The sequence below is a fragment of the Prolinoborus fasciculus genome, assembly GCF_056724605.1.
In genome coordinates, this window is the sequence record NZ_JBWZQN010000040.1 from 1 (window position 1) to 16,603 (window position 16,603).

Genomic DNA, 16,603 nt, shown 5'->3' on the forward strand with positions numbered 1-16,603 from the left:
ACACCAACGATTATATTTTTTAAAGATTGAGTTATACGAACCAAATTCTTTAGGCAAATCACGCCATGGGCAGCCTGTTCTTATTCTATAAAGTATTGCTTCGACAAAATTTCTCAAATTAGATTTGAAATAGATATCAAAATTTCGGAAAATAGAAAGTAACTTAGACCAGTGTTGATCATTCAGCATTGTACGAGGCATAGCGAGAAGTAAATTTAGTTTGGCGATTAAATTTTACTTTCTCGCTATTTTTTTGAACAGTAAATGTCAACAGACCCTAATAAAGTTTACAGAATTAACACAGGCTTAAGCCCCATTATTCAAAGTGTACATAAGAGAAAAGATGCACGTTAAATGGAATATCATTTAGACTTTTGTAGAGGGAAATGAAAGCCATCTTTTCGCTTTAAAAGAACATGAGAAAGGCTGTTCTTGTATTCAAGATTTGAGTGAAAAGTAAACTAAATTAAGAATTCCTTAAGTTGAATAAATCATCAAAGATCAGCATTTTTTAAAAATAAAAGGACATAAAACCCATATCCAGACTTAAGTCTAATGAATTATTTTTAAGCAACATGCGGAAATTTTATCCATTTTTATTTTTAAATAAATTTATATGAAACAGTATCTTAATATAATTTATCGAGATTTTACTAAGACTTTGATCTACTCATTTTTTAAATAAATACTGAAGATTCTTGCAGACTATTGGATTAATTTTCATAAGCCCACTAATCTTTAGCTATCCCAACGGATCGTCGAAAATCTGAACAAGTCATTGAGGGTGTGATTTGAGCGGTTCGTTGCAGAAAAATCCTAATATTATTACAGGAATATATCATGACTACATACCAAACAGCGATTGATGCAATCCGCGAATTAAAAGCGAAATTCGGTAACACTTGGGCAGACATCAGTCCTGAAGATGCTGCGCGTATGCAACTTCAAAACCGTTTCAAAACTGGTTTAGACATTGCGAAATATACAGCGGCAATTATGCGTCGTGATATGGCTGCTTATGATGCAGACTCTAGCAAATACACTCAATCACTAGGTTGCTGGCACGGTTTCATCGCGCAACAAAAAATGATTGCGAACAAAAAATACTTCGGTACGACTGAACGTCGCTACATCTACCTTTCTGGTTGGATGGTTGCAGCGCTTCGTTCAGAATTCGGTCCACTTCCTGACCAATCTATGCACGAAAAAACGTCTGTTCCTGCATTGATCGAAGAAATCTACACTTTCTTACGTCAAGCTGACGCGAAAGAACTAAACGACTTGTTCCGTGCACTTAAAAAAGCACAAGAAGCGGGCGACACTGCTAAAGCAGCTGAAATCACTTCACAAATCGACAACTTCCAAACTCACGTTGTGCCAATCATTGCAGACATCGACGCTGGTTTCGGTAATGAAGAAGCGACTTACTTACTTGCTAAGAAAATGATCGAAGCGGGTGCTTGTGCACTACAAATCGAAAACCAAGTTTCTGACGCGAAACAATGTGGTCACCAAGCTGGTAAAGTAACAGTTCCACACGAAGACTTTATCGCGAAAATCCACGCTCTCCGCTATGCATTCCTGGAAATGGGTCTTGACGACGGTATCATCGTTGCACGTACTGACTCTGAAGGCGCTGACTTGACTCAAAAAATCCCAGTGGTTAAAGAGCCAGGCGACATCGCTTCTCAATACATCAGCTACTTAGACACAACTGAAATCGACATTTCAGAAGCGCAAGAAGACGAAATCCTGATCAAGCGTGATGGTAAACTTCACCGTCCTAAACGTCTTGCTTCTGGTCTATACCAGTTCCGTGAAGGCACTCAAATCGACCGCGTTGTACTTGACTGTGTAACTAGCCTACAAAACGGTGCTGACCTTCTTTGGATCGAAACTGCGACTCCAAACGTTGCTGAAATTGCTCACATGGTTAATCGTGTACGTGAAACAGTTCCAAATGCGAAACTTGTTTATAACAACTCGCCTTCGTTCAACTGGACTTTAAACTTCCGTCAACAAGCGTATGACCGTTGGGTTGCTGAAGGTAAAGACGTTTCTGCTTACGACCGTGCTAAGTTAATGAGCGCTGAGTACGATGCAACTGAACTGGCTGCTGAAGCTGACGAAAAAGTTCGTACATTCCAAGCTGACGCTGCTCGTGAAGCGGGTGTGTTCCATCACTTGATCACACTTCCGACTTACCACACAGCTGCACTTTCTACTCATGAGCTTGCTCAAGGTTACTTCGGTACTGAAGGTATGTTGGCTTATGTTGCTGGCGTACAACGTAAAGAAATCCGCGGCGGTATCGCATGTGTTAAACACCAAGCAATGGCTGGTTCTGACATCGGTGATGACCACAAAGAAATCTTCGCTGGTGACAATGCATTGAAAGCTGGTGATGATTCTAAAAACACAATGAACCAGTTCAGCGCTTAATCCGCTTAATTGATTCACCAAAAAACCCTGCATCTGCAGGGTTTTTTGTTTGGAAAAATGCTATTAATAAATAGGGAAGAGCAATCTCAAGAACGTGCTCAAAAGGGATTATCCATAATTTCTCCATGATTGTTTTTTATCGCAGTTTTTATGTGTTTAATTCTTGCATTCTAGTGCTATGTCACTGAATATTTGGATATAGCATGCTTATGTTCTGCATCAATTTACCCCCTATTTAATTAAAAGTGACCCGGACTTATGCTGTCTAAATTTTTTATCCACCGCCCGATCTTTGCTGGGGTACTGGCGATTGTTGTCATGGCAATCGGCTTGTTCGCAGTAATGAACCTGCCAGTGGAACGTTATCCGGACATTGCCCCGCCAAGGATAACGGTGGCAGCAACTTATAGCGGCGCTTCTGCGGAAACCGTGGAAGAAAGCGTGACTCAAGTGCTGGAACAGCAAATCAAAGGCATTGATCATCTGCTGTATTTCAGCTCGAGTAGTGATTCTTCAGGGCGTAGTCGGGTCAGTATTAGTTTTGAAAATGGTACCGATCCGGATACTGCACAGGTGCAGGTACAAAATGCGATTAATGGCGTTCTGAACCGCTTGCCAGAAGATGTGCAACGCCAAGGTGTTAATGTCTTTAAATCGCTCGGCGATACCCATATGGTGATCAGCCTGTATGATGAGTCGGGGCGCAGCAACAATATTGAACTTTCCGACTATCTGATGACCCATCTGGAACAGGACATTTCCCGGATTGAAGGCATTGGTGAGGTTGATGTTTTTGGTTCACAATATGCGATGCGGATCTGGCTGAATCCGGCAAAATTAAAACAATATAACCTGATGCCAAGCGATGTGCGTGCTGCGATTGAAGCCCAGAATACTCAGGTTGCGGCAGGGGCGATTGGTGATCTTCCCGCCATAGACGAGCAATACCTGAATGCCAAAGTCACTTCGGGATCGCGACTAAAAACCGTGGAAGAATTCCAGAATATTATTGTTAAATCGGATCGTGCCGGCAGCTTTATTTATTTAAAAGATATTGCCCGGGTGGAACTGGGTGCTGAAAATTATCAGTCTTATAGTACCAATAATGGTTATCCATCAGCAGGGTTAGGTATTTCGCTGGCGTCAGGGGCCAATGCCATTGCCACCTCTGATCTGATTAAAGCTGAAATTGCCCGCATTTCCCAGCAATTGCCTGACGGGTATAAAATTGCCTACCCACGTGATAATACGCCCTTTGTACAAGAATCAATTAAAGAAGTGGTCAAAACCCTGATCGAAGCCGTGATTTTGGTCATCATTGTGATGTTCATTTTCTTGCAGAACTGGCGTGCCACCTTGATTCCTACCGTGACTGTTCCAGTGGTGATTTTGGGTACCATGGCGGTGCTGTATGCACTGGGTATGAGTATCAACACCTTAACCTTATTTGCGCTGGTTCTGGCGATCGGCCTGTTGGTGGATGATGCCATTGTCGTGGTAGAAAACGTCGAACGGCTGATGCATGAAAAGCAACTGTCCGCCAAGGACGCTGCCCTGGAATCCATGCAGGAAATCAGTGGGGCACTGATCGGGATTACGTTGGTTTTAACCGCAGTCTTTATTCCGATGGCTTTTTTTGGCGGATCGACTGGCGTGATCTACCGACAGTTTTCTATCACTTTGGTTGCTGCGATGTCGCTGTCCTTAATGGTGGCATTGATTCTAACCCCAGCATTGTGCGCGCTTATTCTAAAACCGAATCCTAAACCGGCAAAATGGGCATCCTGGTTTAACCAGAAATTGGAGCATTTAAAACATCGTTATCTGAATCTGTCTAAACTCACGATTCAGCGTCAGGCGATCTGTTTGCTGCTGTTTGCCGGATTGATCGGTATATTTGCACTGTTTTATCGTGCCTTGCCGACCAGTTTCTTACCGAGTGAGGATCAGGGGATTTTGAGCCTGCAGATTAAATTGCAGGAAGGCGCCCCGATGAAAAATACCATTCAGATCGGAGAGGAAGTCCGTAAGTATTTTCTGGATCAGGAACAAGCCAATGTCAATCTGGTGATGATCCGTTATGGGCGAAATTTCTCTGGAACTGGTCAGAACCTCGCGACCGGTTTTGTAGCGTTGAAACATTGGGATGAGCGTTCCGGTCAGGACAATACTGCACAAGCGATTCGTGAACGGGCCTTGAAGCATTTTCAAAGTAATCGCAATGCACAAATTAACGTGTCCATGCCAGCTTCAGTCAATGGTCTGGGACAAACCGATGGTCTGGATTTCTGGATTCGAGATATCAATGGCAATGGCCGGCAATATCTGGAACAGCAATTTAAAGCGCTGGAAGCTCGGGCGGGCAACTATACGAGCTTTGAAAATCTGGGCAAGCGTTCTAATCCTGACAAAGCAGAACTACGTGTCAATATTGACCAGAAACAGGCCATGGCCAATGGCCTGACCCAATCGGCGATTAACAGTACCTTATCCAGTGCTTGGGGCGGCAGTTATATCAATGACTTTATTGATCGCGGCCGGATTAAACGGGTGATCATGCAGGGTGATGCTGAATTCCGTTCCAAGCCGGAAGATCTGGCACAGTGGCATGTACGAAATGACCAAAATCAGATGGTGCCTTTCAGTAACTTCTCGCAAGTGGGCTGGAGTGGTGGTCCTGAAGTGGTCAACCGCTTTATGGGGTATACCGCATTGCAAATGGAAGCCGATCGGGCCAAAGACAGCAGTTCCGGCCAGGCCATGCAAGATGTGGAAGCTTTAATTGCCGAGCAGGAAGGGGTGGATGTGGTCTGGAGCGGTCTTTCTTTCGAGGAAAAACAGTCCAATAATCAGGCGATCTGGCTGTATCTGATTTCAATTGGTTTTATTTTTCTTTGTCTGGCGGCTTTATATGAAAGCTGGAGCATTCCAACCGCCGTGATGTCAGCTATTCCACTCGGGATTGGCGGCAATATTATTTTCAGTTATCTGGCTGGTTTCCCGAATGATATCTATTTCCAGATTGCCTTGCTGACTACCATTGGTCTGTCCTGTAAGAATGCCATTCTGATTGTGGAATTTGCTTCATTAGCGCAGCAACAAGGTAAATCGGTAGTAGAAGCCGCACTAGAAGGTGCGTCTTTACGTCTACGTCCAATTTTGATGACTTCTTTGGCCTTTGGCGCAGGGATTTTACCGCTGGTCTTTGCTACAGGCGCTGGTGCGGTGAGTCGTCAGGAAATTGGCGTGAGTGTATTTGGTGGTGTCATTTTTGGAACATTGCTGGTGCTGATTTTTATTCCATTTATGTATGTTTTAATTCGTCGACTCATCATCAAAAAATCGCGTGCTTAAAATAAAGGAAAACTCTAGAGCTGAAAAATCCCCGTTTATACGGGGATTTTTTTATCGCCAAAACTCGTCCAATGACTGGTTGCGTTTTCAGCATGGTGTGAAAATTGCTATAAAAATCATCTATTCATACAAGAATGTGTCGTGAGAATGCATCTGATGGGGATTTTTATTCATGTTGTCACGCTTTTTTATTTATCGACCTAAATTTGCAGCCGTCATCGCCATTATCATGATGGTATTAGGAATTTTTGCACTGCAAAAAATTCCGATTGAGCATATGCCGAATATGGATGCACCTGCGTTAGGGGTTTCTGCGGGGTATCGTGGTGCATCTGCGGAAACCGTTGAGCAATCGGTCACGCAAATTTTAGAACAAGCGGTGAAAGGCATTGAAGGTTTGGAAAGCTTTCAGTCCAACAGTAGCGTGGGACGTGCAAATCTGACACTGTCGTTTGAGCAAGGAGTAGATCTCGATCAGGCACTGTTGCAAGTGCAAAATGCGGTCAATGGTGTGCTAAGTCGATTGCCTGAAGAAACCCAGCAAAATGGAGTGGCTGTTTATAAACAAGGTTATGATCAATTTGCATTACTGAGTTTATATGATGAATCAGGGAAGGCGACACCTACAGAGCTTGCTGACTATTTAATGGTGCATGTTGAACCGCGTTTTTCCCGTATTGACGGAATGGGTGAAGTGGAGCTTTATGGCGCAGGCTATGCGATGCGCATTTGGCTCAATCCACATAAACTGCGCCAATTTAATCTGATGCCGAGTGATATTCGCAATGCAGTCGAGGCACAAAATGCACCTCTTGTATCTGGTTCTATTGGTGGATTACCAACAGCACAAGATCAATACATGAATGCCAAGGTCAGTGCGGGATCACGTTTAAGTAGCATTGATGAATTTGAAGAAATCATTGTGAAGACAACAGATTCAGGTTCAGTACTGTACTTGAAAGATGTTGCACGTGTTGAGTTAGGGGCAGAAAGTTATAACCATTTAAATTATACCAACGGTCATTTATCCGCTGCATTATCGATTCAATTGGCGCCACGGAGTAATGCCATTGCGGTTTCAGAGCAGATGCAAACGGTATTGAAAAATGCCCAAGCCAATTTGCCTGCACATTATCAATTGCGTATGACTATGGACAGAACCCCATTTATTACCAGTTCAATTGAACAAGTCGCGAAAACTTTGGTCGAAGCGATGGTACTGGTGGTCTTGGTGATGTTTATCTTCCTGCAAAACTGGCGCGCTACTATTATTCCTGCAGTCACGATTCCGATTGTAGTTTTAGCCACATTTGCGGTGCTGTATGTATTGGGAATGAGCTTAAACAGTTTTACCTTGTTTGCCCTGATTTTGGCGATTGGTCTGTTGGTTGATGATGCCATTGTGGTCGTGGAAAATATTGAACGTTTAATGCATGAAGAACATTTGGATGCTCAGGCTGCAGCTTTAAAGTCAATGAAGGAAATCAGCGGTGCATTGATCGGGATTACTTTGGTCTTAACTGCTGTATTTATTCCCATGGCATTTTTTGGCAGTATGACAGGAGTCATCTATCGTCAGTTTTCCATCACGTTGGTCGTGGCAATGCTACTTTCTTTATTGGTGGCACTTATCATCACCCCTACATTTGCAGCGCAACTGCTAAAACGTCAACCACATCAACCAAAATGGGCACAGCGTTTTAATCGTGGCATGGATAAGCTCACCATACGTTACCAAAAGCTTTCTGCACGTAGCATGCAGTTTAAAATGACGATGTTGGCTGTATTTAGTATATGTGTTTTAGGCTTTGGCTGGCTTTATAAAACCTTGCCCGAAGGGCTAATGCCAACGGAAGATATGGGCTTTGTCATGGGTCAAATTGTGATGCCGGGCAATGCACCACGTTCTGAGATAGAAAAAGTAGGGCGTGAAGTCCAGGACTATTTAATGCAACATGAATCTGAGCGCATTCAAAGCATTGGGATTTGGTATAGCGGAAACAATGTTGGGGTTGGGCCTTATCGTGGTCAGCTATTTGTCGTATTAAAGGACTGGGCAGCGCGTAAAAATCCTGAAGATACCGTCTTTGCTATTGTAGATCGTGCACAAAAGCACTTTGCCAATCATACCAATGCCCAGATTTTCTTTATGGCACCTTCTATGTCAAGTAATGGGCGTGTGGTCGACTTCTGGTTACAAGATCTAGATTCACGGGGTAGCGAGTTTTTACAGCAATCCTTCTCTGAGATTGAAACTCGTGCCAAAGCAAAATCATCGATTGAATATTTACAACTTGATGTACCCAAAGAAAGTGCCGAGCTGAATATTAAACTGGATGTAGAACGTTTACTCAAATATGCCGTACCTCAGCAAAGTTTTAATAGTACGTTGGCTGCGGCTTGGAGTGGTACTTATATCAACGACTTTATTGATCGTGGACAAATCAAACGGGTCATCATGCAAGGCGAAGCGGAGTTCCGTTCTAAACCTGAAGATTTGGCACATTGGCATGTTCGTAATAGCACAGGCGAAATGTTATCGTTTAATCAATTCACTACGCTGAATTGGCAAGGTGGACCGAATAGTATCAACCGTTATATGGGCTATAACGCCGTGCCTGTATATGCAGGTATTCCCAAAGATCAATTTTCGAGTCAAACCATGCAAGATGTCGAAGCTTTAGTCGATGAACAAGACGGAGTAAATTTGGCCTGGAGTGGAGCCGCCTTAGAAGAAAAACGTAGCAGTGGGCAAGCTATTTTCTTGTATCTAATTTCGATTGCCTTTATTTTCTTATGTTTAACGGCACTCTATGAAAGCTGGACGATTCCTGCTGTGGTGTTGACCGCGATTCCTCTGGGCGTGGGAGGAAGTATTCTGTTCTGTGTCTGGTTTGGTTTTGCGAACGATATTTACTTTCATATCGCCTTGCTGACGACTATCGGTCTGTCCTGTAAAAATGCAATTTTGATTGTAGAGTTTGCTGCACAAGCAGAGCGGACAGGTCATACTCCGGTTCAGGCCGCGATAATGGCTGCGGGCTTACGCTTGCGTCCTATTGTCATGACTTCCATTGCATTTGCAGCGGGCGTACTGCCTTTGATGTTTGCCACCGGTGTCAGTGCAATCAGCCGGCAGGAGATTGGCAGTAGTGTTTTTGGTGGGGTGCTATTTGCCACTGTACTGGTACTGCTGTTTATTCCCTTTATGTATGTATTGATCCGTGGTCTGATGGTTAAAAAAACGGTTTCTAAATCAGTGGTGATAGAGCATCCATCTTTAGAAAGTGAACAAGCCTGACTCAGTCAGGCTTTTTTCTGGCTAAATATCGAGGAATTGATTTATACAAAAAATATCGTCATATTGCAGCATGATCATTAAAATTATTCACATGAAAAAATTAGCATACATAGGGATCAGGATAAACATCTCTTGAATGCCAGACTTTTATAATGAGCTGCTTATGCCGACAATTTCAGAAAAAATCCAGAATATCCAACAACAATTACATTCTGAAAATCACGACATCGCTGTAGGCTTACTTAGTCAGCTGAATGTCGCCGATCAGGCGCGCATTTTAAGTCATTTAGATGCTCTGCAACAGGCCCGAATTTTAAGGGAACTGAGTGAACCGAGCTTGGTCTATGCTTTTATGCCCCTAGGGCAGCAGTTAAACGTGGCACAGCACTTATCTATTTCAGAACTTGTTCCCATTCTGGACGCAATGCCCTCTGATGATTTTGTCGATATTTATAAGCAGTTTTCGCCGCCGCTACAGCTGCAATTGATGGGCGCATTATCTGAAGAATCCCAGCAGACACTCAAAGATCTGGCCATCTATCCGGAAGGTACAGCGGGTGCCATGATGAGCTCAAGTTTTGTGACGCTCTCACCCGATTTAACCATGGATGAAGCGATACAGGCTTTACGTGTGGTGGCCGCCGGGCAGGAAACCCTGTATTTGATATATATTGTCGATGCAGAAAAACGGCTGATCGGTGTGATTTCCTTAAGGCAGATCATACAGGCCTTACCTGAGCTGAGCATTGCCGAGGTGATGCAACGTGACGTCATTTCTGCCCAAGTAACAGATGATCAGGAAATTGTAGCTCGAGCCTTGGCCTACTATGATTTTATTGCTCTGCCTGTAGTTGATGCACAGCAAAAACTCTTAGGAATTGTCACCTATGACGATGCAATGGACATTGTCGAAGCCGAAACCACGGAAGATATTTTAAAGTCGGGTGCAGTAACGCCGTTGACTGAAATGAGCCTTAAAACTGCCCCGATTTTGACCCTGTATCAGAAGCGGGTCTTTTGGCTGGTCATTCTGGTTTTTGGCAGTCTGCTCTCTGGAATCGGCATTGCACACTTTGAAGAGATCATTGCCGCACATATCGTGCTGGTATTTTTCTTGCCGCTTTTGGTGGGGAGTGGCGGGAATGCCGGTTCGCAATCAGCCACCTTGATGGTGCGTGCCTTGGCCACAGGCGATGTCGAGTTCAAGGACTGGTTTAACCTGCTCAGTCGTGAATCTCTGGTGGCGCTATGCTTAGGCGGCACCATGGCGATTGCTGTATCCATTCTCGGTTATATCCGGGGAGATATCATGGTCGCTGTGGTGCTGGCCATCAGCATGCTTGGGATTGTGTTGATGGGCTGCCTGATCGGCATGAGTCTGCCTTTTATTTTAAATAAACTCAAACTTGATCCTGCCAGTGCTTCGGCGCCGTTGGTGACTTCCATCTGCGATGCTACCGGTGTAATTCTGTATTTATTCGTTGCTTCCAAATTATTGTTTTAATTCACAGATTGATACATCAGCGTAGAAAAAATACTTTATGCTCAAGAAAATCAGCATTATTTCTGGAATAACCTATGCCTGAGCCTGAACAAAAACCAAAACTAAGCCAACAAGAGGTAATACGTCTGGAACGTGATCTGGCCAAGTTTGCCAATATGATGGATTCCGTGGTGCGTATTCCGTTTACCAAGCAAGGAGTAGGGGCAGACGCGGCTTTGAGTACGATTCCGGTTGCTGGAGATATTGCCGGTTTTATATTGACCTGTTATGCCATTCATAAGGCCAAACAGATCGGGGTGCCGAGTGCCAAACTCAATCCAGTGATGAAGATGGCGGCGATCGATGCGGTAGTAGGATTTATTCCGGTGGCGGGCACGGTCTTTGATATTTTTATCCGGCCCAGTCGCAAGGCACTCGATGTCGTGCACTTGCATATTCGTGAGGAATATCAGATTAGCAGTGACCGGCATGTGGTGCATCCATTTTTGCATGAAAGTCTGGAGCGCAAACAACAGCAATCTGCATTCTGGCGCAATCCCGTGGTGGCCTGGATCTGGATTCATATCCCCGATATTTTAGGTACTTTATTCCTGATTGTATTTGTCTTCGCGATCGGGTGGGGTGCTATGGCGCTGTATCAATGGTTCAGCCAATGATAGGTCAGCTAAAGAATAATTGAATCCAATAAAAAAAGCCTGCAATTGCAGGCTTTTTTTGAATCAAAAATAAAGTTTTACTTAAGCACAATCAAGTTGTTGCAATGCAGCGACACGTTGTTCGATGCTTGGATGCGTCTGGAACAATGCAGCAAGGCTAAAGCCTTCTTCTTTACCCGCAGAAATCGCAAATGCTTTCATTTCTTTCGGCATGGCATCTGGCATTTCAGATTCTGCCTGTAAGCGCAGTAATGCTGAAATCATGGCTTGTTTACCTGCCAGACGTGCACCTGCTTCATCAGCACGGTATTCACGGTGACGAGAGAACCACATCACAATCGACGATGCCAAGATACCGAACACGATATCCAGCACAATAGTAATCACGAAATAGGCAATACCCGGGGCTTCACCTTCTTCACGACCAAAGACATTGCGGTCAATAAAATCGCCCGCGACACGTGCGAAGAACATCACGAAGGCGTTCACAACACCTTGGATCAGTGCCAGAGTGACCATGTCACCATTGGCGACGTGACCAATCTCATGCGCCAATACTGCACGAAGTTCGTCTTTGTTCATACGCTCAAGCAAGCCGGTTGATACCGCAACGAGAGCATCGTTTTTGTTCCAGCCAGTGGCAAAGGCATTCGACTGGTAAGAGGGGAAAATACCCACTTCCGGCATTTTAATGCCTGCACGCTGAGAAAGTTGTGCAACTTCTTGGAGCAACCAGGCTTCAGCTTGGTTACGAGGTGCATTCGGGTCAATCAGTTCAGTACCCGTGGTCTTTTTCGCCATCCATTTAGACATGAACAGGGAAATCATTGAGCCGACCATACCGAACACAAAACAGATGACCAACAGGTTGCCTAGATTCAAGCCACCTGCGCCATGGTAACTACCGACACCGAAGAGTGACAAGATAATGCCAGCTACAACCAGTACCGCGAGGTTGGTTAGCAAGAACAAACCAATCCGCATCATTGAGAAATCCTCTTATTACAGAAAAATAATCTGATTATTAAATGTAAATCATTGAAATCAATATGCGGTGAAATGGAGAAGAATTCAAGGAAAAAATAGCATTTGGCTACAAAAAACACAGGATATTTTTTGTACTAATTAAAACATAGGTCTTTAAAAACAAAGCTGTTTAGAAATTATTCACTCAAATATATTTTTGCAGATGCTGACGCATTGGCGGTGGCATATGAGCCTGCCGGTGCATCGGTGAAACTGCCATCCGCTTGAGCAATGATCTGACGCTGATACTTGGCAGCCTGAATATTGGAAGCTGTGGTGGTTCCAGTCGAATAATTGTCAGAACTGGCAATCACACGGCCAGTATCAGAAGATGCTGTATAGGCAGCACTATGATTACCTAGACCTTGAGCATATAGGTTCTGATAACGGCTGCTGACACGACGGACATAGTCCTGAGTTTCACGAAACGGTGGTACGCCCTTATATTTGGCAACATTACCTTCACCGGCATTATAGCCGGCCAGTGCCAAGGTGGTATTGCCATTAAAACGTTTCAATAACCAGGCCAGATATTTGGCACCTGCCATAATATTCTGCTGCGGGTCATAAGCATTGCTGACATTAAAACGACGGGCAGTCGCGGGCATGAGTTGCATTAAGCCCTGTGCACCGACTGGAGAACGTGCCTGCACATTAAAACCGGATTCGGTATGCATCACGGCTTTAATCAAGCCTTCAGATACACCATAGGTTTGTGCTGCCTGACGGATGATCGAGTCATAGGCATTTTTATTTTTACTATAACTTGGCAATACCGAAGCTTCACTTGAACCCCAGTTGCTATAACTGTGAATATTGCTGTCTGGATAATAGGTTTTCTTTTCTACCTGTAGATGGTTATAGCGACTTTTCTTATTGGTCAATAAAGTACTGCCATTACTGTCACGTAATTGATAGATCGTTTGACCGGCATAAGCAAAATGACAACAGCTTGCTAATAGCAAACCACTGATCCCATAACGCCCCAAAACATACACATTTATTTTCATTGTTTATATTAAGTAAACACAAGCGAGAAAAATTCAATAAAGAGTTTAACAAAAAATTACGGAATGAAAAGACTTGTGCGCTGCATTTATAAACGAGTTTGTAAATGCAAGTCATTTTTTACATTTTAGCAGTAGAAAAAAAAATATGATTTAATTTAAAACCTTAGGCTTGACAGGTTTAACTAATTGATTTTTATAAATAATTAAATTGATCAAAAAATGATCAATTCAAAGAAAAGCCTTATCTTTTGAGCCGGACAAGTTGTCAAGTCTGTTTCAATCCACAAAGTTATCCACAGCTTTTGTGGACAACTGTGGAAAAGTCCAAAAGATAAGCATCTTGACTAAAAAATGAACGCAATCGTTCAATATATCAATCTAAATAAAACATGAAAATGAAACTAATAAGACATTTTCATGAAAATAAATTCTTTTGATGCGATAGCGGTCTGAATCGGCTAAAATTGCGCGGTATTTTTTTTATGGGTTAATCTCGTCTATGTACTCGCCAGTTGAGTCCGAACAAGGATTTAATTTCAAACCTGAACTGCCAACAAGCTCAGCCTACTACCGTTTGTTGAAGAAGCTTCGCCGCCAGGTCGGACATGCCATTCGTGACTTCAAGATGATTGAAGAAGGCGATAAGGTCATGGTGTGTATTTCTGGTGGTAAAGACAGTTATACCCTGTTGGATATCCTGCTACAGTTCAAGCGCATCGCACCGATCAATTTCGATGTAGTGGCTGTGAATCTGGATCAGAAACAGCCAGGCTTCCCTGAAGATGTTCTACCGCGTTATTTAGAAGAAAATAATATTCCGTATTACATTCTGGAAAAAGACACCTACAGCATTACCAAAAAACTGACGCCAGAAGGCAAAACCTATTGTGCAGTCTGTTCGCGTTTGCGTCGTGGTTCTTTATACGGTTTTGCGCAGGAAATTGGCGCGACCAAAGTTGCTTTAGGCCATCATCGTGATGATATCTTGGCGACTTTCTTCCTGAACCTGTTCCATGGCGGCAGCTTGAAAGCTATGCCACCAAAACTGTTGTCTTCAGACAAAAAGAACATTCTGATTCGCCCACTGGCCTATGTGGAAGAAAAAGACATCATCAAATATGCAGAAATGCGTCAATTTCCAATTATTCCATGTAATTTATGTGGCTCTCAGGACAACCTGCAGCGCGCAATTATCAATGACATGTTACGTGATTGGGATAAAGCACATCCAAAACGTCTGCACAGCATTTTTGGCGCATTGCAAAATGTTTCGCCATCGCAGCTGGTCGATCGTGAATTATTTGATTTTGAAGTGCTGGACAGCCAGCGTGAATTCGACTTCAAAGGCGGTGATTCAACTGAAGAAGCTGTGGAAGGCGAGAACCGTCGGATCAATATGGTCAATCTGGGCTTTGCTGCAGACTAATTTTAGAACGTGTAGACATCAGCCTGCGGGTTGATGTCTGCTTATAAACATAAATAAAAATAGAACTACAAAAATTGAACGGCGCGTACAAAATTCGTTAGCCTTTGCGCTAATGATCATGATATAACAAAGCACAAGCATAATAGCTTCAACATGATGTCGTCTGGATAGTCGACACAAATGAACAAATAATTTGAGGAAAGATCATGCCTGCTTTTTTAACTGATGATTGGTTTTCAACTGTAGAAACTCTAACTGCGCAAGCTGGCGATTTGAATTTGCCACCAGCTTTGGCGAACCTTGCGATTAATTTGGTTGTAGCGGACACTACAGGTAATACTGAACTATCTTTAGATGGTGGGGCAATCAAAAAAGGTTTGTCTTCAAATGCCAAAACTACGCTGAATATGGATGGCGAAACTCTACGTAAAGTTTTTCTAGAGTTTGATATGGCTGCTGCGATGCAGGCCTTCATGACAGGTAAAATCAAAGTACAGGGTGATATGTCACAATTGATGGCACTTCAAACTGCAAAACCAAGTCAGGAACAAAAAGATTTGTTCAAGAAAGTACTTGAAAATACCACGGCTTAATTCTGCTAAGACATTCGCCCGAATAAAGACCAAAAAAGCTTACCCTGAGGTAAGCTTTTTTTATGGCATTTTGATTAACGCTAAGATTTCAGCTTAGATATTCACCAATTGCGGTGTAGTCTTGATATGCTCCAGATAAGCACGAATACGGGTTACATATTGCACCGCTTGACGGTAACGACCATTATTGGCCTTATTCTGATCCAGATAGGCATATAAGTTCACCCAGTTATTCGGGTTCTTGCCTTGCGACTGAATGCGCTTTTGCAACTGATTCACTGCACCTGGACCCATATTATACGCTACCAGTGCAAACCAGTTCCGATCTGGAAAAGGAATATGCTCATAGCGACTAAGCATTTGATCATAATACTTGGCACCACCCTGAATACTTTGAGCAGGATCGGTACGGTTACTCACGCCCATGGCTTTTGCTGTACTGTTGGTCAGCATCATCAAACCACGCACACCCGTCGGAGAAACTGAATTCGGTTTCAGATAAGATTCCTGATAACCAATGGCCGCCAGTAAATGCCAATCCAGATCATATTGCTGAGCGGTCTGTTTAAAGCTCGCTTCATAGATCGGCAGGCGATTGTTCAAATCACGTTGAATAGTGGTCCAAGATTCCTCTTTCACGACATTCTGATTATAAAATGAAGCAAGCTGCTTAATGGCACCACTTTGTTTGCCTTTGCAGACAAAAGCACTGGCCGTCTGGCTCAAAGGATCTGTAGCAGATTTAAACACCAGATTTAAATTGGTATTCAAGCCATTACTCGACAGAATTGATTCATCGCCACAAGTGGCCGAGAACGACGTCAAACGCTTGTTTTCAATGGTGCGTATATCGGTAGTTGTCATGGCCAGATTGGCTTTACCCTGAGCAACCCATTGTAGTGCCGTATTATTATCAGGGACGATTTTAAAATCGAGCTTTACATTCAGATTGTTAGCATAGTTACGAACCAGATCATAACCGAAGCCATGTAGATGTTGTCCATCCTGAAATACGGTGGTCGGATTTTCAACCGCAACCACGGTCAACTTATTGCTATTGACCACATGATCAAACTGAAGTGTGGTCTTACTTGCATTGATACTGTGTAGGGGAATAAATGCAGTGCTCAGTACAAGTGCTTTCAAAGGGAGAGAAGAAATTACAGATCTTAGGCAAAGCCTCGACCCAGTGGATGAACTACTGTGCATGTTGTCTCCGCTACAAGTAATTTATGCCCTAAAAATCACAGCCAACAAAGCCAGAAATTTTAACAGTTTGATAAATTCAATA

11 protein-coding genes are annotated in these 16,603 nt (G+C 43.3%); 7 read left to right on the forward strand and 4 right to left on the reverse strand.

The genetic code is table 11. From position 1 onward, the window contains the following. Positions 1–201: transposase (locus AC1P5O_RS10385; protein WP_141697854.1), on the reverse strand; the 201-nt coding region annotated here is incomplete at its 3' end. A 639-nt stretch (positions 202–840) separates the two neighbouring features. Here AC1P5O_RS10385 and AC1P5O_RS10390 point away from each other — a divergent pair. From AC1P5O_RS10390 to AC1P5O_RS10410, 5 genes are all read left to right on the forward strand, one after another. Continuing rightward, positions 841–2,442 carry an isocitrate lyase gene (locus AC1P5O_RS10390; protein ID WP_004280550.1) on the forward strand — a complete coding sequence of 534 codons (1,602 nt, stop codon included), beginning with the start codon at positions 841–843 and terminating at the stop codon, positions 2,440–2,442. A 258-nt stretch (positions 2,443–2,700) separates the two neighbouring features. Further along, positions 2,701–5,796 carry a multidrug efflux RND transporter permease subunit gene (locus tag AC1P5O_RS10395; protein ID WP_253175427.1) on the forward strand — a complete coding sequence of 1,032 codons (3,096 nt, stop codon included), beginning with the start codon at positions 2,701–2,703 and terminating at the stop codon, positions 5,794–5,796. 172 nt (positions 5,797–5,968) lie between these two features. Further along, complete coding sequence (locus tag AC1P5O_RS10400; protein ID WP_262472032.1) at positions 5,969–9,097, forward strand: efflux RND transporter permease subunit; 3,129 nt, start codon at positions 5,969–5,971, stop codon at positions 9,095–9,097. Positions 9,098–9,260: 163 nt separating this feature from the next. Further along, positions 9,261–10,601: a magnesium transporter gene (gene mgtE, locus AC1P5O_RS10405; protein ID WP_253175423.1), complete on the forward strand. Its 1,341-nt coding sequence runs from the start codon at positions 9,261–9,263 to the stop codon at positions 10,599–10,601. A gap of 74 nt (positions 10,602–10,675) precedes the next feature. Next, complete coding sequence (locus AC1P5O_RS10410) at positions 10,676–11,257, forward strand: DUF4112 domain-containing protein (RefSeq protein ID WP_253175421.1); 582 nt, start codon at positions 10,676–10,678, stop codon at positions 11,255–11,257. Between the two features lie 81 nt (positions 11,258–11,338). Here AC1P5O_RS10410 and htpX read toward each other — a convergent pair whose 3' ends face one another. After that, positions 11,339–12,244 carry a protease HtpX gene (gene htpX / locus AC1P5O_RS10415; RefSeq protein ID WP_004280540.1) on the reverse strand — a complete coding sequence of 302 codons (906 nt, stop codon included), beginning with the start codon at positions 12,242–12,244 and terminating at the stop codon, positions 11,339–11,341. A gap of 176 nt (positions 12,245–12,420) precedes the next feature. Further along, entirely contained in the window at positions 12,421–13,248 is an 828-nt protein-coding gene (locus AC1P5O_RS10420; RefSeq protein ID WP_499005989.1) for a lytic transglycosylase domain-containing protein, read from the reverse strand. A 544-nt stretch (positions 13,249–13,792) separates the two neighbouring features. Between AC1P5O_RS10420 and ttcA the strand changes: the two genes are divergently transcribed. Both ttcA and AC1P5O_RS10430 read left to right on the forward strand, forming a co-directional pair. Beyond that, the gene (ttcA, locus tag AC1P5O_RS10425; RefSeq protein WP_004280538.1) at positions 13,793–14,719 is read left to right on the forward strand and encodes a tRNA 2-thiocytidine(32) synthetase TtcA; all 927 of its coding nucleotides are present in this window, start codon (positions 13,793–13,795) and stop codon (positions 14,717–14,719) included. A 206-nt stretch (positions 14,720–14,925) separates the two neighbouring features. Further along, entirely contained in the window at positions 14,926–15,312 is a 387-nt protein-coding gene (locus AC1P5O_RS10430; RefSeq protein WP_004280536.1) for an SCP2 sterol-binding domain-containing protein, read from the forward strand. 93 nt (positions 15,313–15,405) lie between these two features. Here AC1P5O_RS10430 and AC1P5O_RS10435 read toward each other — a convergent pair whose 3' ends face one another. Then, positions 15,406–16,458: an MltF family protein gene (locus AC1P5O_RS10435; RefSeq protein WP_499005990.1), complete on the reverse strand. Its 1,053-nt coding sequence runs from the start codon at positions 16,456–16,458 to the stop codon at positions 15,406–15,408. Positions 16,459–16,603: the final 145 nt, after the last annotated feature.

What these genes read in the sequence shown, in the direction of transcription:
- AC1P5O_RS10400 (WP_262472032.1), top strand. Translation starts at nt 5,969, where the DNA reads ATGTTGTCACGCTTTTTTATTTATCGACCTAAATTTGCAGCCGTCATC.
- mgtE (WP_253175423.1), top strand. Translation starts at nt 9,261, where the DNA reads ATGCCGACAATTTCAGAAAAAATCCAGAATATCCAACAACAATTACAT.
- AC1P5O_RS10410 (WP_253175421.1), top strand. Translation starts at nt 10,676, where the DNA reads ATGCCTGAGCCTGAACAAAAACCAAAACTAAGCCAACAAGAGGTAATA.
- htpX (WP_004280540.1), bottom strand. Translation starts at nt 12,244, where the DNA reads ATGATGCGGATTGGTTTGTTCTTGCTAACCAACCTCGCGGTACTGGTT.
- ttcA (WP_004280538.1), top strand. Translation starts at nt 13,793, where the DNA reads ATGTACTCGCCAGTTGAGTCCGAACAAGGATTTAATTTCAAACCTGAA.
- AC1P5O_RS10430 (WP_004280536.1), top strand. Translation starts at nt 14,926, where the DNA reads ATGCCTGCTTTTTTAACTGATGATTGGTTTTCAACTGTAGAAACTCTA.
- AC1P5O_RS10390 (WP_004280550.1), top strand. Translation starts at nt 841, where the DNA reads ATGACTACATACCAAACAGCGATTGATGCAATCCGCGAATTAAAAGCG.
- AC1P5O_RS10395 (WP_253175427.1), top strand. Translation starts at nt 2,701, where the DNA reads ATGCTGTCTAAATTTTTTATCCACCGCCCGATCTTTGCTGGGGTACTG.